This window comes from Pseudomonas sp. PSKL.D1, assembly GCF_028898945.1.
Classification (GTDB): domain Bacteria; phylum Pseudomonadota; class Gammaproteobacteria; order Pseudomonadales; family Pseudomonadaceae; genus Aquipseudomonas.
In genome coordinates this window covers 3,797,246-3,820,345 of sequence record NZ_CP118607.1, presented here as the reverse complement: position 1 = coordinate 3,820,345, position 23,100 = coordinate 3,797,246, and the positions used below count along the sequence as shown (strand labels likewise).

Here is a 23,100-nt window from a genome sequence, read left to right as displayed (position 1 = left end):
CAGGAATTGAAAGGAGTCACCCATGGCCAAGCGTTCCCGCCCGGCAGCCTTCATCGACGACCCGCTGTGGTACAAGGACGCCGTGATCTACCAGCTGCACGTGAAGTCGTTCTTCGATTCGAACAACGACGGCATCGGCGATTTCGCCGGCCTGATCGGCAAACTCGACTACATCGCCGACCTGGGCGTGAACACCCTCTGGCTGCTCCCGTTTTACCCCTCGCCACGGCGTGACGACGGCTACGACATCGCCGAATACAAGGCCGTACACTCCGACTACGGCAGCATGGCCGACGCCAAACGTTTCATCGCCGAAGCCCACAAGCGAGGCCTGCGGGTGATCACCGAGCTGGTCATCAACCACACCAGCGACCAGCACCCGTGGTTCCAGCGCGCGCGGCATGCCAAGCGCGGCAGCAAGGCGCGGGACTTTTACGTGTGGTCGGATGACGACCAGAAGTACGACGGCACGCGCATCATCTTCCTCGACACCGAAAAGTCCAACTGGACCTGGGACCCGGTCGCCGGCCAGTACTTCTGGCACCGCTTCTATTCGCACCAGCCAGACCTGAACTTCGACAACCCGCAAGTGCTCAAGGCGGTGATCGACGTGATGCGCTTCTGGCTCGACCTGGGCGTTGACGGCCTGCGCCTGGACGCGATCCCCTACCTGATCGAACGCGACGGCACCAACAACGAAAACCTCCCCGAAACCCATACCGTGCTCAAGGCCATCCGCGCCGAAATCGACGCCAATTACCCCGACCGCATGCTGCTGGCCGAAGCCAATCAATGGCCCGAAGACACCCGCCCGTACTTTGGCGAAGGCGCTGGCGACGAGTGCCACATGGCCTTCCACTTCCCGCTGATGCCGCGCATGTACATGGCCTTGGCCATGGAGGACCGTTTTCCGATCACCGACATCCTGCGCCAGACCCCGGAAATCCCGGCCAACTGCCAGTGGGCGATCTTCCTGCGCAACCACGATGAGCTGACCCTGGAAATGGTCACCGACCGCGAGCGCGACTACCTGTGGAACTACTACGCCGAAGACCGCCGCGCCCGCATCAACCTGGGCATTCGCCGCCGCCTGGCGCCGCTGCTGCAACGTGACCGGCGGCGTATCGAGCTGCTCACCAGCCTGCTGCTGTCGATGCCCGGCACGCCCACCCTTTACTACGGCGACGAACTGGGCATGGGCGACAACATTTACCTGGGCGACCGCGATGGCGTGCGCACACCGATGCAATGGTCGCCCGACCGCAATGGCGGGTTCTCCCGTGCCGACCCCCAGCGCCTGGTGCTGCCACCGGTCATGGACCCGCTATACGGCTACCAGACCGTAAACGTCGAAGCCCAGGCCCACGACCCCCATTCGCTGCTCAACTGGAACCGTCGCCTGCTGGCCGTGCGCAACCAGCAGAAGGCCTTTGGCCGTGGCACCATCCGCATGCTCACCCCCAGCAACCGCCGCATTCTGGCCTACATCCGCGAGTACACCGACGCCGAGGGCAACAGCGAAACCATCCTCTGTGTCGCCAACGTGTCCCGCGCAGCCCAGGCCGCGGAACTGGAGCTGTCGCAGTACGCCGACAAGGTGCCGGTCGAGATGCTCGGCGGCAGCGCCTTCCCGCCGATTGGCCAGTTGCCGTTTTTGCTGACGTTGCCGCCTTACGCGTTCTATTGGTTCCTGCTGGCCGCCCACGACCGCATGCCCAGCTGGCATGTGCAGGCCACCGAAGGCCTGCCGGAGCTGACCACCCTGGTGCTGCGCAAGCGCATGGAAGAATTGCTGGAGGCGCCCGCCAGTGACACCCTGCAAGGCGCCGTGCTGCCGCAGTACTTGCCCAAGCGCCGGTGGTTCGCCGGCAAGGAAGGCCCGATCGATCAGGTACGCCTGTGCTATGGCGTGCGCTTCGGCACCGCCACCACGCCGGTGTTGCTCAGCGAAATCGAAGTGCTCAGCGACGGCGTTGCCACCCGCTACCAATTGCCGTTCGGCCTGTTGCCGGAAGAGCAGATCAACAGCGCTTTGCCCCAGCAATTGGCCCTGTCGCGTGTGCGCCGTGGCCGCCAGGTGGGGCTGATTACCGATGGGTTCGTACTTGAGCCGTTCATCCGCGCCGTGCTCAAGGCCTGCCAGGACAATCTGAAGCTGCCATGCGCCAACCCCGAGGGTGAACTGCAGTTTGCCTGTACCGAGCTGCTGGCGCCGCTGGGCCTGAATGACGACAGCGCGGTGCGCTACTTGAGTGCCGAGCAATCCAACAGCTCGGTGGTGGTGGCGGACAAGGTGGTGCTCAAGCTGATCCGCCGGGTCAACCCGGGCACTCACCCGGAACTGGAAATGAGTGCCTACCTGACCGCCGCCGGCTTCGCCAACATCTCGCCCCTGCTGGCCTGGGTCAACCGCCAGGACGGGCAGGGCAATGACCACCTGTTGATGATCGCCCAAGGCTACCTGAGCAACCAGGGCGACGCCTGGGCCTGGACCCAGAACACCCTCGAGCGGGCCATCCGTGACGAAATGGAACTTGCCCACCAGGACGGCGAGGCGCGCACCGATGCGCTGGCCGAACTCAACGGTTTTGCCGCCTTGCTTGGCCAGCGCCTGGGTGAAATGCACCTGCTGCTGGCAGCGCCCACTCAGGATGCGGCCTTCCAGCCGCGGCCCAGCGATGCCGACGACAGCCAACGCTGGGGCGCGCAGATCAGCGCCGAACTGCGCCACGCCCTCGACCTGCTGGCCCAGCACCGTGACCACCTCGACAGCGACAGCCAGGCCCTGGTCGACGACCTGCAGCAACAGCGCGACGGCCTGGCCCAGCACATCGACAAGCTGGCCCGGCAAGCGCAGGGCGGCCTGTTGATGCGCGTGCACGGCGACCTGCACCTGGGGCAGATCCTGGTGGTGCAGGGCGACGCCTACCTCATCGATTTCGAAGGCGAACCCTCGCGCCCGCTGGACGAGCGCCGGGCCAAACACAGCCCCTACAAAGATGTCAGCGGCGTGTTGCGATCCTTCGACTATGCTGCTGCGATGATCCTGCGCAGCGCCTCTGCGGTCGACCTTTCCGGCCCGGCGCGCCAGGCTCGTCAGCGGGTTGCCCGGCAGTACCTGCATCAGTCGCGCCACGCCTTTGTCGAAGCCTACGGCCTGGCCACCGCCGCCATGCCCCATGCCTGGCAACAGGCCGAGGGCGAGCGCGCCGCACTGGAACTGTTCTGCCTGGAAAAAGCCGCCTACGAGATCACGTATGAAGCCGAAAACCGGCCGAGCTGGCTGGCCGTGCCCTTGCATGGCTTGCATGGATTGATCAGTACCTGGGGAGAGTCATAGATGAATGCAACCACGCGTGAAAACGGCGGCCTTCGGCAACGGGACCTGGATGCCCTGGCCCGCGCCGAGCACGCCGACCCCTTTGCCGTGCTGGGCCCTCATGGCGACGGGGCGAGGGGGGCGTTCGTGCGCGCCTTCCTGCCCGGCGCGTTGAGTGCCCGGGTGCTGGCGCGCCATGGCGGGCATGTACTGGCCGAAATGGGGCAGGGCAGTGTGCCCGGTTTGTTCACCGCGCACCTTGAGGATGCACAGCCGTACCTGCTGCAAATCGGTTGGGCCGGTGGCGAGCAGGTCACCGAAGACCCTTACAGCTTTGGACCGCAACTGGGCGACATGGACCTCCACCTGTTTGCCGAAGGTAACCATCGCGACTTGTCCGGCCGTTTCGGCGCCCAGCTGATCGACGTGGATGGCGTGGCGGGCGTGTGCTTTTCGGTGTGGGCACCCAACGCCCGGCGCGTGTCGGTGGTGGGCGACTTCAACAACTGGGACGGCCGCCGCCACCCCATGCGTCTGCGCCACAGCGCCGGGGTATGGGAGCTGTTCGTGCCGCGCCTGGGCGTGGGCGAAACCTACAAGTTCGAAGTGCTGGGCAAGCAGGGTATTCTGCCGCTGAAGGCCGACCCGCTGGCGCGTGCCACCGAGCTGCCGCCCAGCACGGCGTCGAAGGTGGCCGGTGCGTTGAGCCATCAATGGCGCGACGACGACTGGATGGCGCACCGTGCGCAGCGCCATGCCTACAGTGCACCGCTGTCGATCTATGAGCTGCACCCCGGCTCCTGGCAGTGCGAGCTGGACGACCTGGGCGAAGTGTCGCGCTTCTACAACTGGCGCGAACTGGCCGAGCGCCTTGTGCCTTATGTGCAGCAGCTCAATTTCACCCATATCGAGCTGTTGCCGATCATGGAGCACCCGTTTGGCGGCTCATGGGGCTACCAGCCCCTGTCGATGTTCGCGCCCACCTCACGTTATGGCACGCCGGAGGACTTCGCTGCCTTCATTGATGCCTGCCACCAGGGCGGCATTGGTGTGATCCTCGATTGGGTGCCGGCGCATTTCCCCACTGATGAACATGGCCTGGCACGTTTCGACGGCACGGCTTTGTACGAGTACGACAACCCCCTGGAAGGCTACCACCAGGACTGGAATACACTCATCTACAACCTCGGCCGCAACGAAGTGCGCGGCTTCATGCTGGCCTCGGCCTTGCACTGGCTGAAGCATTTCCATATCGACGGGCTGCGGGTGGATGCGGTGGCGTCGATGCTCTACCGCGACTACTCACGCAAGGCCGGCGAGTGGGTGCCCAACCGCCATGGCGGGCGCGAAAACCTCGAAGCCATCGACTTCATCCGCCACCTCAACGGCGTGGCCGCCCACGAGGCGCCGGGGGCGTTGATCATCGCCGAAGAGTCCACCGCCTGGCCGGGCGTCAGCCAACCCACCCAGCAGGGCGGGTTGGGCTTTGCCTACAAGTGGAACATGGGCTGGATGCACGACACGCTGCACTACATCCAGAACGACCCCATTCATCGCACCCATCACCACAACGAAATGAGCTTCGGCCTGATCTACGCCTACTCCGAGCACTTCATCCTGCCCATCTCCCACGACGAGGTGGTGCATGGCAAGCACTCGCTGATCGACAAGATGCCCGGCGACCGCTGGCAGAAGTTCGCCAACCTGCGCGCCTACCTGACCTTCATGTGGACGCACCCGGGCAAGAAGCTGCTGTTCATGGGCTGCGAGTTCGGCCAGTGGCGCGAGTGGAACCATGACCACCAGCTGGACTGGTACCTGTTGCAGTACCCCGAGCACAAGGGGGTGCAGCAGTTGGTGTCGGACCTCAACCGCCTGTACCGCGAACTGCCGGCGTTGCACGAGCAGGATTGCCAGCCGCAGGGGTTCCAGTGGCTGATCGGTGACGATGCGCACAACAGCGTGTATGCCTGGTTGCGTTGGAGCAGCCAGGGCGAGCCGCTGCTGGTGGTGGCCAACTTCACCCCGGTGCCGCGCGAGGGGTACCGGATCGGGGTGCCGTTCGGGGAGCGTTGGGAAGAGTTGCTCAACAGTGATGCCGGGCTGTATGCCGGGTCGAATGTGGGCAACATGGGGGCGGTGGGCAGTGAGGAAATTGCCAGCCATGGGCAGCCGTTGTCGCTGGCGTTGAACCTGCCGCCGCTGGGGGTACTGGTAATGAAGCCGGCCTGATGAGCTGGCCCTTTCTCAGGGCGCCTGTAGGAGCGGATTTACCGAGACGTCGGACCGCCGCGATGCAGCCACCGCGATAAATGGCACCGGCTTTGCCGGTGATCGCGGCTGAAGCCGCTCCTACAGGGGCCCCGAGCTGGCTACCAGCGCATCCTGACCCCAAGGCTACCAATCAACCCATTCAAATCATTGCCATCCACATCACTGCTGTAATCGGCACTCACGAACAGCGCCACCGAAGGCGTCACCCGCGCCACCAGCCCCAACCCCAGTTCAACGGTGGTCGAGTAGCGCGAGCTGGAAATCTTGTCCACCTGGTCCAGCTGCACCTCATTGGTATCGGTAAAGTCATACCACACGTTGGTCCGCACATAGGGCTCGATCGGCATGCCACGCACTTCATAGCGCCCAGACAATTTCGCACCCACCCGGCCACTCCAGCTCGGCTGGCTGTCAAAGGCCTGCAAGGTTTCCTCCTGCACCTGATTACCCGGGAAGAACTGCTGGTTGATCAACTGCGCCTGTGGCTCGATCACCCAGCCGCCACCCAGGCCGATCGGGTAGCCGCCTTCCAGCGAGAAGGTCATCGCATGGCCGCTGTCGTTCAGGCGCTGGCCGGTTTCGCCACGCCCTAGCACATCGATGCGCGAACCCATGGCCACGGCGTCCAGGTGCCAGCCCTGGTCGTGGGTCATGCTCCAGTAAACGCCCAGGCTTTCGCCGCTCAGGTTCACAGCATTGCGCTGCTTGTCACCCAGCAGCGGGCGCATGCCGTTGAAGCTGCTTTGCAGGTTGTTGTGCCCCACGAAAATCCCGGCACGGTGCACATTGCCGGCGCTGGTTTCGCGCACGAACAGGTCCGGGCCGATCATCAGTTGCTGGCTGGGCGCCTCCAGTTGCTCGGGTGGTTGCGCGCCCTGGCGGGGCATGCTGGGGAAGAACTGCGACCATTGGCTGGCGACCAGGTCCGGTGCCGCGCGCCCATGGCGCTCGCTCATCTGCTCGCTGAACGCGTTCAGTGTGCCCAGGCTAAGCCCGCTGGCAGTGACCGGGTCGAGCGATAGCTGCGGCACCGCCGGTTGCTGCAGAAAGTGGCTAGATGTCGGATCATCCTGCAGTTCGAAAGCAAAGGTTTCCACCGGGGTTGCCAGAAGCATCGACGTGGAAACCGCGTAGAAAATGCGATCGAAACGCAAGGGATTCGAGGTGCTTTTCATGACGGATCTCCTGTTGTTTTGGTGTTGCACAGCCCAAATACCTGGCCTGTTGTCACGAGCTGTACGGCAAAACAGAGGGCGACCCAAACCAGCACGCCAGCTTTTGCAGGCACGCACGAAGGCGCGAGCTAGAGGCCCGGCGCGAGTTTTTTACGACTAGATAATGTTCAGCTAAGGAGAGGGAAGGCGCGGCGTCAAGAATGCGTTAAAAAACCGTGCAAGGGGCGTGGCAGGCGTCAGTGCATTGATTTTTATCGGAAAAGCCAGGCGCATAGCGGGGTTCGCTATTTGCCGCCACCTGGCTATGCCGAAACATTGCTAGAGCGTTTACTCTTCTTCGTGTTGCAAGGCCAGTAACAGGAACGAGCGCCCCTTGACCTCGAAGGTGCTGTCGAACTGCAAGTGCTGAGGCTTGCGCATCTCCGGCCGGTCCGTATCCACCAGGCAACTCCAGTACTCACCCTCCGGCACCGCCGGCAACAGAAACGGCACCACATCATGGTGCGCATTGACGATGATCAGCATCGTTGCCTCGGCCCCCGGCCGTGCAATGCCGCTGACTTGGGCACGGCCATCGATCAGCATGCCAAGGCAGCGCCCGTGCGGGTCTTCCCATTGCTCGACGCTCATCTCGCTGCCATCCGGTGCCAGCCAGGTCACGTCCTTGACCCCGATCGCCTCGTTGTAGTCGCCGACCAGAAAGCGCGAGCGGCGCAGTACCGGGTAGGCCAGCCGCAGGCGGGTGAGGCGTTTGACGAACGCCAGCAGTTCTTCACCTTCCTCGTCCAGGTCCCAGTTCACCCAGCCGATCTCGCTGTCCTGGCAATAGGCATTGTTGTTGCCATGCTGGGTACGGCTGAACTCATCCCCGGCAACGATCATCGGCGTGCCTTGGGCCAGCAGCAACGTGGCAAAGAAGTTGCGCATTTGCCGGGTACGCAGGGCATTGATCTGCGGGTCGTCGGTGGGGCCTTCGACGCCGCAGTTCCACGACAGGTTGTTGTCGGTGCCGTCCTGGTTGTTTTCGTCGTTTTCTTCGTTGTGCTTGCTGTTGTACGACACCAGGTCACGCAGGGTGAACCCGTCATGGGCGGTGACGAAGTTGACCGAGGCATAGGGCCGGCGGCCCCGGTTGTTGAACATGTCGCCGGAGGCGGTCATGCGTGAGGCGAAGTCGGCCAGCTGGCCTTCGTCGCCTTTCCAGAAGGCACGCACGGTGTCGCGAAAGCGATCGTTCCATTCCGCCCAGCCGGGGGCGAAGTTGCCCACCTGGTAGCCCCCGGGGCCGCAGTCCCACGGCTCGGCGATGAGCTTGACCTGGCTGAGCATCGGGTCCTGGCGGCAGGCAACGAGGAAGCCGTGGCGTTCGCTGTAGCCTTCGCGGTAACGGCCCAGAATGGTGGCCAGGTCGAAACGGAAGCCATCCACGTGCATTTCGCCCGCCCAGTAGCGCAGCGAATCGGTGACCAGTTGCAGCACGCAGGGGTGGCTGAGGTCCAGGGTGTTGCCGGTGCCGGAATCGTTGATGTAATAGCGCTTGTCGTCGGGCATCAGGCGGTAGTACGAGGCATTGTCGATGCCGCGCATCGACAGGGTCGGGCCGCGTTCGTTGCCCTCGGCGGTGTGGTTGTAGACCACGTCCAGGATCACCTCCAGCCCCGCGTCGTGCAGGTGCGCGACCATCTCCTTGAACTCGGCGATCTTGCCGCTGGCCAGGTAACGCGGGTGGGGGGCGAAGAAGGCGATGCTGTTGTAGCCCCAGTAGTTGTTCAGGCCTTTGTCCAGCAAGTGCTGGTCGTTGACGAAGGCATGGATCGGCAGCAGCTCGATGCTGGACACGCCAAGGTCCTTGATGTGCTTGAGCAGTTCATCGTTGGCCAGCCCCGCGAAGGTGCCGCGCAGTTTCTCCGGCACGGCCGGGTGGCGCATGCTGATGCCGCGGGTGTGGGCCTCGTAGATGATCGTGCGTTCCCACGGGATGAGCACGCGCTGGTCGCGGCCCCAGGTGAACGCCGGGTCGATGACCTTGCACTTGGGTACGAAGGGGGCGCTGTCGCGCTCGTCGAACGACAGGTCACCGTCGGGGTGGCCAATGGTGTAGCCAAACAATGACTCGGACCATTTCAGGCTGCCGACCAGCTGCTTGGCATAGGGGTCGATCAGCAATTTGTTGGGGTTGAAGCGGTGGCCGTTTTCCGGCTCGTACGGGCCGTGTACCCGGTAACCGTAAACCAGCCCCGGATGCGCGTCGGGCAGGTAGCCGTGGTAGATCTCGTCGGTGTACTCGGGCAGCTCGATGCGTTCGATTTCCTGCTCGCCGGTGGAGTCGAACAGGCACAGTTCAACCTTGGTAGCGTTGGCCGAGAAGATCGCGAAGTTGACCCCCAGGCCATCCCAGGTGGCGCCGAGCGGGAAGGGCAGGCCTTCGCGGATGCGCGACGGGGCGACGGAGCGGGTTTTCTTTGGGGTGCGCGGGCTCATGGCGGCGGTCCTCGACTGGCCGTGGGAAGGGATGTTTTCAGGGCTGGCCCTATCGCGGCCAAAGCCGTTCCTACAGGGTTTCGCAATCCCCTGTAGGAGCGGCTTTAGCCGCGCTAGGCCCGTACAGGCTTACCCCGCAGCCGGCTTCTTCACCGCCCGGGGCTTCTTCGCCGCTACCGGTTTCTCAGCCGGTGCCGCCTTAGGCTTGGCCGCCGCCTTCTTGCGCGGCGCAGCTTTAGGGGCCAGGGCCTCCGCCTCGGCCAGCTTGCGTGCCATGTCCCAGTGCCGCTCTTCCTCACCGGTGGGCTTACCCTCCGATTCCCAGATCTGGTAGGCGAATTCGCGGATACGTTTTTCATCGACACTCATCATGACGCTCCTGATGCTCAAGATTGTTGTATCAACACATTGACCGGAAACTCCGCCAGCACGGCGCTCACCATCAGCTCCCTAGAAGGGCTGACCGCAGCACTGGGGAAAAGTCCCGTCGGGTTGGCAGGCGACAAGGCAAACGGCAAGATCACCCGGGTATCGTCCCAGTTCTGCGCCGGGATCAACGGTGTAGCGGCACCTGCCAGCAGGCTGCTGGCCAGGCGTGGTGCAATGACAATGGCGCGTTCACCTTCACCCAGGCGGGCAAAGGCCAGCACCTTTTCAGCGTGGCGGCCCTGCACGTTCAGCGGCAGGTATTCACCCCGGCGAAACAGCTCGGCATGGGCCTGGCGGCAATCCAGCACCCGGGCGATCAGGGCCTGCTTGATGCGCCCGTCGCGCCAGTGCGTGAGCAGTTCGGCAGGCTGCGTGGCAGCGTCCAGAGTGCGACGCCTGCAAGCGTAGTCGACGGCGCGGCGGTTGTCCGGGTCGACCAGGCTCAAGTCCCAGTACTCGTTGCCCTGATACAGGTCGGGCACACCAGGCACGGTCATGCGCAGCAGCGCCTGCACCAGGCCGTTGAGGGCGCCGGGGCAGGCAATGCGTTGCGCGGCATCGGCCAGCGACTGGCGCAACTGCTGGTTTTCGCGGCCCAGCAGCAGGCCGTCGATGTAACACGCGCAGGCGTTTTCGTAGGCATCGTTCGGCGCACTCCAGCTGCTGCGCAGCTTGGCTTCGCGCAGGGCTTTTTGCTGCCATTGGCACAGCCGGCCGGCGTACTGCTGCAGGGCGTTGTCGTCGTGCAGGTCGAGGTTCAGGGGCCAGCTGCCCAACAGCGTTTGCAGCAACAGCAACTCATCACCTGGGCTGGGCGCGGGGCCATCGTCCAGCGCCTCGCGCAAGGGGGCGGCCAGCTCGCGCCAGTGTTCGACGCGGCTGGCGAACCATGGGCCGAGTTCGCTTAACACAGCCAGGCGTGCGCGGGTGTCTTCGCCGCGCTTGTGGTCGTGGGTGGCGGTGGCCAACAGGTTGTCGGGGAAGTCGCGCAGGCGGCGCTGGGCCTCGTTATGGAAATGCTGGGGGCCTGCGCTGAAGCGCTCGGCCTCAAAGCCTACATCGTTGCGCGAGAGCAGGCGGGCGCTGCGGTAGAAGGCCGTGTCTTCCACGGCTTTGGCGGCACTGGGCGCGGTGAGTTGCTGGAAGCGCACGCAGGCGTGGCGCAGGTGCTTGCGCGGGCGGCCCGGCGGCAGCGCGCGCCAGGGTTGGCCGCCGAGCCACTGTTCCAGTTGCCCAAGCAACGGCCAGTCGGCTTCGGCGAGGTCCTGGCGGGCGTTGGCCAAGGCCTGCTGGAAGCACTTCTCATCCTCGGCCGGGCGCCCGCAGGCGTTGAAATAGGTACGGTAAACCGGGTAATGGGCCACCAGCGCCTGCACGGCGCGGCGGATGGCGCCCAAGGTCAGGTCGCGGGTCATCAGGTCGTCGCGGGCCACTTGCAGCAACGCCTGGGCGACGGATTCGCAATCGCCCGCCAGGCTGGCGTTGAGCACCAAATGGCGGGCCTGTCGGATTTCTTCGGCAAAGTCGGGGCGTTCGCTGACGTTGGCCCACAGCTCGGTCAACGGCGCTTCGCCGGCCGGGTCATGTTGCAGCAGCGACACTTCGTTCATGAATTCGTAGCCGGTGGTGCCGTCGGTGAGCCAGTCGCGGTGCAGGTGCTCGTCGGCGCCGAGAATTTTCTCCACGTAGATCGGGAAATGTTCCAGCGCCGCCTGCACAGGGCGGCTCGCCAGCAGCCCGTCCACCCGCCGGCGCAGTTTGCGCAGGTAAGCGCGCGGGTCGGCCAGGCCGTCGATATGGTCGATGCGCAGGCCGTCCACCAGGCCGCGTTCAATCAGCTCGAACAGCTTGGCATGGGTGGCTTCGAACACGGCCGGGCGCTCGACGCGCAGCCCACCCAGTTCGTTGATGTCGAAGAAGCGCCGCCAGTTGATGTCGTCGGCGGCGGTGCGCCAGCTGGCCAGCCGGTAGGTTTGGCGTTCGAGCAGCAGGTGCAGGCGCTTGAAGCCGCTTTCGCTGCGGCTGTCGAAGGCCAGCAAGGCGGTTTGCAGGTCGGCGCCTTCGTTGGCCAGGCGGCGCAGCTCGGCCTGCAGGGGTTGGGCGGCAGCCAGCGGGTCCGGGGTGTCGCTCAACGCTGTGAAGTGTACCGCCAGCGCCTGCAGGGCCGGCTCGGGGCTTTGCGCGAGGATCCAGCCGTAGTCCTGCGGGCAAATGGGGAAGCGGTGGTCGTAGTGGGCGACTTGCAGCAGGCCTTGGTCGAACGTGAGGGGTATTTCTCCGCTTTTTAGCGCCGCGCCATAGTCACTGCCCAGAAACGGCAGCAACAACTGGCCCGCCAGCAGCGGGTCGCTGGAATGCCACTGGATGTCGAAAAACTCGGCATACGGGCTGCGCCGGCCCCAGGCCAGCAAGCTTTGCCACCACGGGTTGTCGGCCCCGCCCACGGCCATGTGGTTGGACACCGTGTCCAGGATCAGCCCCATGCCATGCTGGCGCAACGCAGCCACCAGGCGCTCCAGCGCTGCTTCGCCACCCAGTTCGGGGTTGACCTGCGTCGGGTCGACCACATCGTAGCCATGGCGTGACCCGGCACGGGCCTTGAGGATGGGCGAGGCGTACACATGGCTGATGCCCAGTTGAGCAAAGTAGGGCACCAGCGCCACGGCATGGTCGAGGGTGAAGTCGCTGTGAAACTGCAGGCGCAGGGTGGCGGTCAACGGCTTCATCGGTCGCGCTCCCAGGCTTGTTCACGGGCCTGGGCCAGCAGCTCCAGGCGGCGGGCGGCGTGTTCGTCATCCAGCAGTTCGCGGGCGGGCTTGGCAAAGCGCCTGCGCCAGTTGGGGTGGCCGCTGGTGGTGCCCGGCAGGTTGGGCTGTTCGTCGCAGCCAAGCAGGTCTTCCAGCGGGACCAGCACCAGGGGGGCGCGGGTATGGCCGACGTAGCGGATGGCCGCGTCGATCACGGCATCATTGTCGGGCAGTGCCCCGTAATTGGCCTGCAGGGTATGGCGCAGGCCTTCACGTTCTTTTTGCCGGTCATGGCGCCAGTGCAATTCGGTGGCGGCGTCGATCAATTGCAGGCGGTGGCTCCAGTCGATATCACGGCTTTGCAGCCAGCCGGCCAGCGGCGCCAGGTCGTGGGTGCCGGTGGTTGCCAAGGCGTTGTCGGGCCAGTCGAGGATCGGTTTGAAGTGCCCGGGGGCCGTTTGTTCGAACGGCAGCACGCGCATGCCGAGCACGGCTTTGGCCGCCAGCTGCTCGCGCAGGCCATCGGGCACCGTGCCAAGGTCTTCGCCAAGGATGATTGCGTTGTGCCGTACCGACTCCAATGCCAGCAGGCGCAGCAGGTCGTCCACCGGGTAATTGAGGTAGGCGCCTTCGCTGGCCTTGCAGCCCCGCGGGATCAGCCACAGCCGGCGCAGGCCCATCACATGGTCGATGCGCAGGCCGCCGGCATGGGCCAGGTTGGCGCGCAACATTTCGATGAAGGCGCGGTAGCCGTTGCGCTTGAGGCCCTCGGGGGAGAACGCGCAGATGCCCCAGTCCTGCCCGCTGCGGTTGAGGATGTCAGGCGGGGCGCCCACCTTGAGGTTGGCCAGCAGTTCGTCCTGGCGGCTCCAGGCCTGGCTGCCGGCACCGTCGGCGCCCACGGCCAGGTCGGCGATCAGGCCGATGGCCATGCCATTGCTGCGGGCCGCTTGCTGGGCACGTTGCAGCCCACGTTCGGTGAGCCACTGGCAAAAGGCATGGAACTCGACCTTGGCCGGGTAGGCGTTGGCCACGGCCTCGACTTCAGGGTGGTACGGGTCGTGCCAGGCGCTGGGCCAATTGCGCCAGTCGGCGCCCAGGCCGTGGTCCATGGCCTGGGCCTGCAGCACCTCGAAGCGGCAATGGTGTTCAAGCCCTTGGCCACCGGCCGCGCGGAAGCTGTCGAAGTCTTTGCGCAGCGGGTGGTCGGCCTTGCTGAAACCCTGGTAAAGCGCCTCGAGCAGGCGCAGCCGGGCGTCGGCGGCCCGGGGCCAATCCACCAAGGGTTGCTGTTCCAGGTCTTCGAGCATTTGCTCAAGGCCCAGGGCTTCGATGGCCACCCGTACTTCGCGCTCGCCGAGCAGGGCGGTGGGGCTGGCGTACAAGGTGTTGAGCAGCAGCCGGCTGGAGGGTGAATAGGGGCTGTAGTGCTGCTGGTCGGCGGCTGACAGGGCGTGAATCGGGCTGATGGCCAGCGCATCGGCGCCGCGTTCGGCGGCCCGCCGTGCCAGCTGCTCCAGGGCTAGGCAGTCACCGTAGCCGCCGTCGCCGGGCCGGCGCAGGCTGTAAAGCTGCACGGCCAGGCCCCAGCAGCGCGGGGGCGGTTGCTCGACGCTGTCTTGCAGGCTGTAGCAGCGTGGCGGGGCCACGGCGAGGGTAAAGGTGCGGCTTTCGATTTCCAGTTGGTGGTAACCGATGGGCAGGTCACCGGGCAACTGCCCGTTGGCATCCAGGCCAGTTGACAGCGTGCTGCCATCTTCCAGCGTGCAGCCAACCGGGCTCAGTGGCTTGAAATAGTGGGCCAGTGGCAATGGCTGCCCGAGGTCTGCGGTGAGCAATGGCGGCAGGTGCTGGCGGTCTTCGGCAGCCTCTACAGCCTGCAGGCTGTCGCGGATGGCACTGTCGTCGCCGGCCGGGTGGCCCAGGCCTTCCAGGACTTTGCGCAACACGTCGTCTTCGACCCGTTGTGGCCGGTTGTTGGCATCGATCCAGTCGCGGGCCAGCCCCACGCGGGCGGCCAAACGATGCAGGGCGGTTTCGCTCATGGGCTCTCCTGGCCGGGTGCAAGCAGGCTGACCACGCAGCTGTAAGGGTTGAGCGCGGTGTCGGGGTGGGTGCGGTCACTGCTGTCGAACAGGCGGTGAGTAGCCGCGGGCAGTTCGACGGGTTGTGGCGTGGCGGCCAGGTTCAGGTCGATGCGCAAGGTCTGGCCGTTGCCCAGCCGCCAGCGGGCGGTCAATGCCTTGTCGCCCAGCACCTGGGCGCCGAGTGCGCGGCTGCCGGGCAGGTGCGGGATGACGTGGTGTTTGCGCAGGGCCAGCAGCTGTTGGTACAGGCCGTGCCAGCCCGCAATCACCTCTTGGCGTTGTGGCCGTGAAGCCTCGAAGGTTTGTGCGGCATTGGGGTCGGGGATGTGTTCGCGCTGCTCGGGGTCGGCAAATGCCGCGAAGTGGGCGAATTCGCCGCGTCGGCCTTCGCGCACGGCGTCGGCCAGTTCGTCATGGAAGTCGGTGAAAAACAGGAATGGCCGGCAACTGCCGTCGTCGTCGCCCATGAACAGCAGCGGGATCATCGGCGACAGCAGCAACAGCCCGGTGGCCGCGCGCAGCGCCGGGGGCGGGCACAGGCGGGTGAGGCGCTCGCCCAGCGCGCGGTTGCCAACCTGGTCATGGTTTTGCAAAAAAAGCACGAAAGCGCTGGGCTCAAGGTGCCCGCTGGGTTCGCCGCGTGGCGTGCCGTGGCGGTTGGCCTGGCCCTGAAACACGAACCCTTCGGCCAGGCAGCGCGCCAGCTGCTCGATGGGTTGAGCCTTGTAATCGGCGTAGTAGCCTTCGGTTTCACCCGTCAGCAGCACGTGCAGGGCGTTGTGGCCGTCGTCGTTCCACTGGGCATTAAAGCCTTGTTGCAGCAGGAAGGCCTGGTTGTGTTCGTTTTCCAGCACCAGCCACACCTGGCGGCCAGGCTCGACGGTCGCCCGCACCCGTTGCGCCAGTTCAACGAGGAAGTCGGGCTGGTCAATGGCGTGCACGGCATCCAGACGCAGGCCGTCGCAGCGGTAGTCGCACAGCCACATCAGGGCGTTCTGGATGAAGAACTCGCGCACTTCGGCGCGGCGAAAATCGATGGCCGCGCCCCAAGGGGTCTGGCGGTCTTCGCGAAAGAACGAGCTGGCGTACTGGTGCAGGTAGTTGCCGTCCGGGCCGAAGTGGTTGTAGACCACATCGACCAGCACGTTCAAACCCTGGCCATGGGCGTGGTCGACCAATGCGCACAGTGCCTCGGGGCTGCCATAACTGTGCTGCGGCGCAAACGGCAACACGCCGTCATAGCCCCAGTTGCGCTCGCCGGGGAACTGCCCGAGGGGCATCAGTTCAATGGCGCTGATGCCCACTTCGGCCAGGCGTGGCAGGTGCCGGGCAACGCCGTCGTAGCCGTCGAGCACGCCGACGTGCAGCTCCTGGATTACCGCTTCATGCCACGGGCGGCCGTGCCAGGGGTGTTGCCAGGCATAGGCCCGTACATCCACCACCTGGCTCGGCCCTTGTACGCCTTCAGGTTGATAGCGCGACGCCGGGTCGGCCACCTGCAGCTCACCGTCAATGCGAAAACGGTAGCGGTCACCCGCCTGGCACGGGGCAACCCCGGTGTACCAGCCATTGTCTTCTGGCAGCAGCGTAACGGGCGGCTGCTGCTCCAACTCCAAGCTCACGCTGCGCGCATCCGGCGCCCACAGGGCGAAGCGCGCCGACGTGGCGTCCAGCAAGTGTGCGCCATGCCTGTGCATCTTCGACCTCGCTCAGTAGTGGCTGACTTGCGCCTGCTTGACCAGGTCCTCATACAGGCGGGCATAAGGTTCGACCGCCTGGCACCAGTTGAACGGCTGGGTCATGGAAAGGCAGCGCATGGCGTTGAGCAGGTTTTTCTTGTCGTACACATAGAAAGCCCGGCTCAGGGCTTCGCGGTAGCTGGCCACGGTGGACTCGTCGAACAAAAAGCCGGTGACGCCGTTCTCGATGGTGTCGGCAAGCCCGCCGGTGTTGCGCGCCACCGGCAACGAGCCGAAGCGCTGCGCGTACATCTGGCTCAGGCCGCACGGCTCGTAGCGCGAGGGCATCAGCAGGAAGTCGCTGCCGGCGAACATGCGCCGCGCGTCGGTTTCATTGAAGCCGATGCGCACGCCGATGCGGCCAGGGTGGCGCAGGGCCAGTTCGCGCATGGCCTGTTCTTCTTCGGGCTCGCCACGGCCGATGATCGCGATCTGCCCGCCTTGCTCGACGATGTAATCGGCCACGCCCAAGGTCAGGTCCAGGCCCTTCTGGTACACCAGCCGCGAGACCACGGCGAACAGCGGCCCGGTGGAAGGCTCCAGCTCGAACAGCCGGCGCACGGCCTCGGCGTTGCGCGCCTTGCCGTCCCAGTCGTTGATGCTGAAGTTGTGCTCCAGGTGCTTGTCGGTGGCCGAGTCCCAGCTTTCGTCGATGCCGTTGGGGATGCCACCCAGCAAGCCTTGCTGGGCCTTGCTGGCAAGGAAGCCATCTAGGCCGCAGCCAAATTCCGGGGTGGTGATTTCACGGGCATAGGTGGCGCTGACCGTGGTGATGTGGCTGGAGTAGGCAAGGCCGGCCTTGAGGAACGACAGCTTGCCGTAAAACTCCATGCCCTCCTGCTGCATGGCGTGGTCGGGGATCGCCAGCTCCGGGCTGCAGCCACGGCTGTAAACGCCTTGGTAGGCCAGGTTGTGGATGGTGAACAGGGTAGGCGTGTTCAGCCCGCGCCAGTGCATGTAGGCCGGTGCCAGGCCGGCAGGCCAGTCATGGGCGTGCACCACTTCGGGCGTCCAGTGGATCATGCCTTCGCCAGCGGCGATTTCAGCGGCGGCCAGGCCCAGGCGGGCGAAGCGGATGTGGTTGTCGGGCCAGTCGCGGCCGTTGTTGGCGCCATAGGGGCTGCCATCACGCTGGTACAGTTCGGGGCAAATCAGCACGTAGATCACCAGGCCGTCGGCCAGGTCCATGCGCCCGATCTTGCACGGCGGTAGTGCCGCGTGACCGCCCAGCTGGCCAACGATGTGGATGGGGTTGTCGCTTTCCATCACCTGGCGGTAACCCGGGATCAGCACGCGCACATCGTGCAGGTGCGCCAGGGCGCGGGGCAGTGCCGCCGACACATCGCCCAGGCCGCCGGTCTTGACCAGGTCGGCGATTTCCGAGGTGACGAACAGGATTTTGCGTTTGTTGGGGTTGTGCTGGCGCAGGGCGCCGGGTGCCTTGGCTGTCGTTGCGAAGTCCGGGGTGAGCGGTTCGCGGCGTTCCGGGTTGAATGCATCTACGTGAGGTTCGACAGCGGCACTGATCATACTTCTCTCCGTCCCTATGGCATGGTCGGGTACTGGCACCCGTAGCAATGTCTCGTGTTGGTTCTCTCTGATTCTGGAGTTGCGTACAGCAGTCCTTGCCCCGAAGTCGTGCGCACAGGCACGACGCGATCAGCATTCCGGCCGAAGGCGATTGCACGGGTTTGGGTGGGTGGGCCGTTGCGGGGGAAGTCCCTTTGCGTTTGGCCTACTTAATTCCTGACCCGCCGCCGTTTGCAAAAGTTCGACTTTTTTACGTCGCTCTTTCCCTGAGCAAATGGCGGGCCGAAACCTGAGTGTAGGAGAGGTGGAGATAAAAGGGTGACCCACTGGTCATTTTTGTTATGACGCGGAATAGACGCAAACGTTGGCGTGTGTGACGGGATGTTAAAGGGGTGTTTGAGGTGGTTTTTGGTGTGCACCATTTTGGTGCCAATGCAGAGGTGGCAGCACTGTGTGGGAGCGGCCTTGTGTCGCGATTGGGCCGCAAAGCGGCCCCAGCAATCTATGTTGCGAAGCTGAAAACCTGGGGCCGCTTCGCAGCCCTTTCGCGACACGAGGCCGCTCCCACAGTGGCCGCGTGAGCTCTTAGGTTTTATACAAGACAGTTGCCCCCACACTAGAACCGGCGGGTACTGATCAACTCATCCAGCACCCGCGTTGGCACCCGGAAGGGCACCGACATGTGATCTTCACCCGGCTCGACCTGAAAATCACTGCGCAACCCATACTGCGACAACGCCTGTAACCGCAGTTGCAAAGCCCGCGCATCCTGGACTTCCTGGGGCATCTCGCGGTCGCCGATCAACAGCGTGAGGCTGCTGTGGGTCAGGTCCAGCTTCCCGGCATTGGCCTGGGCAGTGAACGCCCGCTCGTGCGCCATCAGGTAGCGGTCCTGCCACCACAGGCTCGGGCTGATGGCAATCACGTGCTGAAACAGCTGCGGCCGGGTGAACAGTGTATACACCCCGAACATGCCGCCAAACGAGTGCCCCACCAGGCTGCGCTGGTCCTGGTCGACCTTGAAGCGTGCATTGACCTTGGGCATCAGGCTTTTTTCGATGAAGTCCAGAAACAGGTCCTGCCCACCCTGCGGCGGGGTGTTGCGCTCAGGGGGCTGGGGCGGCGACAAATCGAAGGCGCGGCGTTCGAAGTCCAGCGGCGTGTCGCTGGGGTAGCCGATGGCGACCAGGATTGAGCCGCGCAAGCGGTCCTGGGCGCGCTTGGCGGCGTGGAAGGCCGCGAAGTAGGCGTTGCCGTCGAGCAGGTAGATCACCGGGTAGCCGCCGGTCCAGGGCACATCGCCCTCCGGCAGGCTGACCATGATCCGGTACTCGCGGCCCTCGGCGCTTTTCATCGTCCATTGCTCGGTGCCGTCGAGCGTTACCGGTGTGGCCTGGGCGATGTTGGCCAACAGCAGGGCAGCCAGCCAGGCAATCAGCGTGCGCATGGTCGTTGCCCCCCTTACCAGCGGTAGCTCAGGCTGGTGACCACGCTGCGGGCTTCGCCGCGGTAGCAGTAACCCAGCTGGCAATTGATGTAACGCTTGTCGAACAGGTTGCGGGCATTGAGCGCCAGGCGCACGCCGTCCAGGCCGCCGCCGAAGTCGTAATGCACACCGGCATCGACCAGGGTGTAGCCCTCGTTCTTCACGGTGTTTTGCGCATCGCCATAGTTGCTGCCGGTGTAGCGTGCACCGCCCGAAACGCCCAGGCCCATCGGCAGGCGGTAGTCGAGCCACAGCGAGGCGAGGTGGCGTGGCACGTCGACCGGGTCTTTGCCTTTGTTGCCATCGTTGCTCTTGGTCACTTCCGGGTCGTTGTAGCTGTAGCTGGCGGTCATCTTCAGGCGGTCGGTGACGTTGGACACGGCCTCAAGCTCCAGGCCTTTGGACACCTGCTCGCCGGTGGCAATGCTGTTGAGCGGGTTGACCAAGTCACGGGTGAGTACGTTCTGCTGGGTCAGGTGGTACAGCGAGGCGGTCAGCATCGTGGCGGAGCCTGGTGGCTGGTACTTCAGGCCCACTTCGTACTGTTCGCCTTCGGTGGGCTTATAGGCGCCAACCCCGCTTTGCGGCTGGAACGACGTGGCGTAGCTGGCATAGGGCGCCAGGCCATTGTCGAACAGGTACAAAACGCCCACCGAGCCGGTGGTGGCCGAGTCGTTGGCGCGGCGGTTGATGCCGCTGAGGTTGTCGCTGCGGCGCACATGCACGAAGTCGCGGCGCAGGCCGGCTGACAGGCGCCAGCGGTCGAGGTCGATCTGGTCCTGCAGGTACAGGCCGGTGCGTTGCTCCAGGCCGTCTTCGTCCGCCAGCGGTGTGCCGGGCTTGGCCACCGGCTGGTGGTAGTCCGGGGCGTAGCGGTCCAGCGACGGCGCAGGGCCGCTGGCGTACAGCAGCGAAGTGTCGATCCAGCCGTAGTCCACGCCGGTGAGCAGGGTGTGGTGCAGGTTACCGGTGTCGAAGCGGCTGATCAGGCGGGTGTCCGCCGACAAGGTGGACATGTCTTCATACACGCCCACGGCATAGCGGTCGAGGATGTGGCCTTCGCGCTGCTGGTAGGGCTGCAGGTACTGGTTGGTGGTGTCGACCTGGCCGTAGCGCAGGTTTTGCTGGAAGGTGAACGTGTCGTTGAAGGCGTGCTCGAACTCGTAGCCAAGCGTCCATTGGCGCTGGTGGAGCTTGTCGAAGTACTCGTCGCCCTGCCACAGGTTGGTCAGGTGATCGCCTTCCTGGTACAGCATCGGCGAGGCGGCGGTTTCGCGCTCCTGGTACTGCGCCAGCACGGTCAGGCGGGTGGCCGGGTCGATCTGCCAGGTCAGCGACGGGGCCAGCAGGCGCACGTCGTTGTTCATCTGTTCGATGTAGTGGTCGGCATCGCGGTAAACGCCCACGGTACGGAACAACACATCGCCGTCTTCGTCCAGCTTGCCGCCCAGGTCGAACTGCGCCTGGCGGTGGTCGTAGTTGCCGGCCTGCACCTGCACTTCATTCTTGGCCAGCAGGCTGGGGCGCTTGCTGACCCGGTTGACCATGCCGCCCGGGCTGATTTGCCCGTACATGATCGACGAAGGCCCTTTGAGCACCTCGATGCGTTCCAGGTTGTAGGCTTCGGTCTGGTACAGCGACAGCCAGCCGCTGCCGGGCTGGCGCAGGCCGTCGAGGAAGTCGGCGCCGATGGTGGTTTCAAAGCCGCGCACGCTGATCTGGTCGAAGCGCGGGTCCAGGCCTGAGGCGCCCACGCGTACGCCGGCGGTGTAGGCCACGGCGTCTTCGACGGTATCGACCTTGCGGTCGGCGATCTGGTCGGCGGTGACCACGCTGATGCTTTGCGCGGTTTCCAGGATGGGCCGGTCAGTCTTGGTGGCGCTGCTGGCGTTGCTGGCGAAGTAGCCCTCTACCGGGGCGAAGGCGCTCTGGTTGGCGTTGGCGTCGATGCTGGTCGGGTCCAGTTGCAGGCCGCTGCCGCTCTGGCCGGGCAGCACCACGTAGCCGGAGCTGGTCTTGTGCAGCTCAAGCCCGCTGCCGCTGAGCAGGCGGGTGAGGCCGTCTTCCAGCGAACCGCCACCGGCCAGGCCCGGGCTGCTCAGGCCACGCACTGCGTCGGGGGAGAACGACAGGGTGATGCCGGCGCGCTCGGCGAAGGTGCTCAGTGCCTGGGCCATTGGGCCAGGCGGGATGCTGGGGGCCGTTTGCGTGGCGGCATGGACGCTGGTGGCGAGCAGGGTCAGTGTCAGGCAAAGGGCGCGTGGCAGGGTGGGCATGATGCGGTCCATACAGGGAGTGATCATCCCTTACCGGATGAAATGAAAAAGTCCGACATCAACCTGCGAATTTTTTGTGGGAGCGTCGCTAGGTCGAATCTCAAACTGCTGCTACAACCCGCACCCACCAACGCGTGCGTTGTTCTATCTGCACAGGCAGCAAATGGGTAATGTTCTCCAACAACGCCCCCGGCTCATCCAGCTGAAACACCCCCGACAAGCGCAAATCCGCCACCTGCGCGTCACACCGTACCCAACCCTGCCGGTACCGCGCCGCTTCGGCGAGGAAGTCGGCCAGGCGCATGTCGTCGACCACCAGCAAACCCCGGCTCCAGGCGAAGGGGTCGAGTGCGCCGCCGTTCAGTGGCATCAGCTGGCCGGGGTATATGGCCAGCCCGCTTCCCGCCTGCACGCGCTCGACACCCGCAGGCGAATTCACCTGCACCTCACCCTGTTGCACATGCAATTCGCTGTAGCCTTCGCGCTCGCGCAACACCGCGCGGGCGTGCTGGGCACTGCACAGGCCATAGCGGCACTGCACTTGCCAAGCGTCGCCGTCCACCAGCACTTCGCCCGAGCGCAGCACAATGTCGCGGCCTTGCACGTCAATGGCGCTGTCGGTGTTCAGTTGCACATCCAGGTTACCGTCCAGCCGCAGCTGGCGGCGTTCGCCCACGGCGGTGGCCAGGTCGCTGCGCCAGGCCGGTGGCGCGTGGCCGATCAGCAACGTGGTGCCGCCGGCGGCCAGGCCGATGCCGAGCAGTTTGAGGGTGCGCCGGCGACTCAGGTCGACATCGGCCTGGCGCAGCACCGAAGCGGTACGTGCGGCGTCGGGCAGGTGCCCGTTATGGAAATGCCCACTGACCTGCTGCATGCGCTGCCAGGCCAATTCATGCCGGGCATCGCGCAGGCGCCAGGCCTGGCACTGGCTGAACAGCTCGACATTGGCCGGGTTGGCGCGCAGGCGCATCTGCCACTCGATGGCCATGCGCACGATGCTGTCGGGCAGGCGCTCGGCCGTGGCGCTCACTCGAAGCAGGCCCGGTAGCAATGCAGCAAGGCGCTGGCCACATGCCGTTCGACGGTGCGGCTGGACACGCCGAGCTGTTCGGCAATTTCTGCGTACGTCAGGCCGCTCAGTTGATACAGCAGAAAAGCTTCGCGCACCGACGGTTTCAAACCATCCAGCAGTTGCGCAACCTGCTCCAGGCATTGCAGTGCTTCATGGCGCACCTCGGGCGACGGGTAGCTGGCCTCGGGCAGTTGCGCCAAGGTTTGCAGGTAGGCCCGTTGCAGGGCGTCGCGGCGCCAATGGTCCACCACCAGGCCGCGGGCAATGCGCGCCAGCAGGGCACGGGGCGCCTGGGCGCTGATCGGCTGGTTGCGCACCAGCAGGCGTACGAACGTGTCCTGGGCCAGGTCGGCGGCCTGTTGCGAGCAACCGAGCGAGCGCCTCAGCCAGTTGTGAAGCCAGCCGCGCTGGGTGTCGTAGAGCTCCTCAAGCGCAATGGTCGCATCGGTTTCATGCATCGCAAACAATGCCCCGGGCAAGGTTGA

The 23,100-nt window shown here is 65.0% G+C and carries 13 protein-coding genes; 2 read left to right on the top strand and 11 right to left on the bottom strand.

The genetic code is table 11. The features are described from left to right. Nucleotides 1-22: 22 nt before the first annotated feature. Nucleotides 23-3,340: a maltose alpha-D-glucosyltransferase gene (gene treS, locus PVV54_RS16980; RefSeq protein WP_274906375.1), complete on the top strand. Its 3,318-nt coding sequence runs from the start codon at nucleotides 23-25 to the stop codon at nucleotides 3,338-3,340. Next, on the top strand, nucleotides 3,341-5,551 hold the full coding sequence (gene glgB, locus PVV54_RS16975; RefSeq protein ID WP_274906374.1) for a 1,4-alpha-glucan branching protein GlgB: 2,211 nt from the start codon (nucleotides 3,341-3,343) through the stop codon (nucleotides 5,549-5,551). It begins immediately after the preceding gene. 140 nt (nucleotides 5,552-5,691) lie between these two features. Here glgB and PVV54_RS16970 read toward each other — a convergent pair whose 3' ends face one another. From PVV54_RS16970 to PVV54_RS16920, 11 genes are all read right to left on the bottom strand, one after another. Beyond that, a complete protein-coding gene (locus PVV54_RS16970) occupies nucleotides 5,692-6,768 on the bottom strand; it encodes an autotransporter domain-containing protein (RefSeq protein WP_274906373.1) in 1,077 nt (358 codons plus the stop codon). 327 nt (nucleotides 6,769-7,095) lie between these two features. After that, entirely contained in the window at nucleotides 7,096-9,249 is a 2,154-nt protein-coding gene (glgX, locus tag PVV54_RS16965; RefSeq protein ID WP_274906372.1) for a glycogen debranching protein GlgX, read from the bottom strand. A gap of 129 nt (nucleotides 9,250-9,378) precedes the next feature. Beyond that, complete coding sequence (locus tag PVV54_RS16960) at nucleotides 9,379-9,621, bottom strand: DUF2934 domain-containing protein (protein ID WP_274906371.1); 243 nt, start codon at nucleotides 9,619-9,621, stop codon at nucleotides 9,379-9,381. 14 nt (nucleotides 9,622-9,635) lie between these two features. After that, nucleotides 9,636-12,404: a malto-oligosyltrehalose synthase gene (locus PVV54_RS16955; RefSeq protein ID WP_274906370.1), complete on the bottom strand. Its 2,769-nt coding sequence runs from the start codon at nucleotides 12,402-12,404 to the stop codon at nucleotides 9,636-9,638. Then, nucleotides 12,401-14,470, bottom strand: a complete 2,070-nt coding sequence (gene malQ, locus PVV54_RS16950; protein ID WP_274906369.1) for a 4-alpha-glucanotransferase — start codon at nucleotides 14,468-14,470, stop codon at nucleotides 12,401-12,403. Before malQ ends, PVV54_RS16955 begins: the two co-directional genes overlap by 4 nt. Then, entirely contained in the window at nucleotides 14,467-16,209 is a 1,743-nt protein-coding gene (treZ, locus tag PVV54_RS16945) for a malto-oligosyltrehalose trehalohydrolase (protein ID WP_274906368.1), read from the bottom strand. The genes malQ and treZ overlap by 4 nt, the downstream gene beginning before the upstream one ends. A gap of 12 nt (nucleotides 16,210-16,221) precedes the next feature. Continuing rightward, complete coding sequence (gene glgA / locus PVV54_RS16940) at nucleotides 16,222-17,781, bottom strand: glycogen synthase GlgA (protein ID WP_274906367.1); 1,560 nt, start codon at nucleotides 17,779-17,781, stop codon at nucleotides 16,222-16,224. Nucleotides 17,782-18,397: 616 nt separating this feature from the next. Then, on the bottom strand, nucleotides 18,398-19,228 hold the full coding sequence (locus PVV54_RS16935) for an alpha/beta hydrolase (protein ID WP_274906366.1): 831 nt from the start codon (nucleotides 19,226-19,228) through the stop codon (nucleotides 18,398-18,400). A 14-nt stretch (nucleotides 19,229-19,242) separates the two neighbouring features. Beyond that, a complete protein-coding gene (locus PVV54_RS16930; RefSeq protein ID WP_274906365.1) occupies nucleotides 19,243-21,543 on the bottom strand; it encodes a TonB-dependent siderophore receptor in 2,301 nt (766 codons plus the stop codon). A 100-nt stretch (nucleotides 21,544-21,643) separates the two neighbouring features. Continuing rightward, nucleotides 21,644-22,573: a DUF4880 domain-containing protein gene (locus PVV54_RS16925; protein ID WP_274906364.1), complete on the bottom strand. Its 930-nt coding sequence runs from the start codon at nucleotides 22,571-22,573 to the stop codon at nucleotides 21,644-21,646. Beyond that, nucleotides 22,570-23,073, bottom strand: coding sequence for a sigma-70 family RNA polymerase sigma factor (locus PVV54_RS16920; protein WP_274906363.1), 504 nt, complete (start codon nucleotides 23,071-23,073; stop codon nucleotides 22,570-22,572). The genes PVV54_RS16925 and PVV54_RS16920 overlap by 4 nt, the downstream gene beginning before the upstream one ends. Nucleotides 23,074-23,100 lie beyond the last annotated feature (27 nt).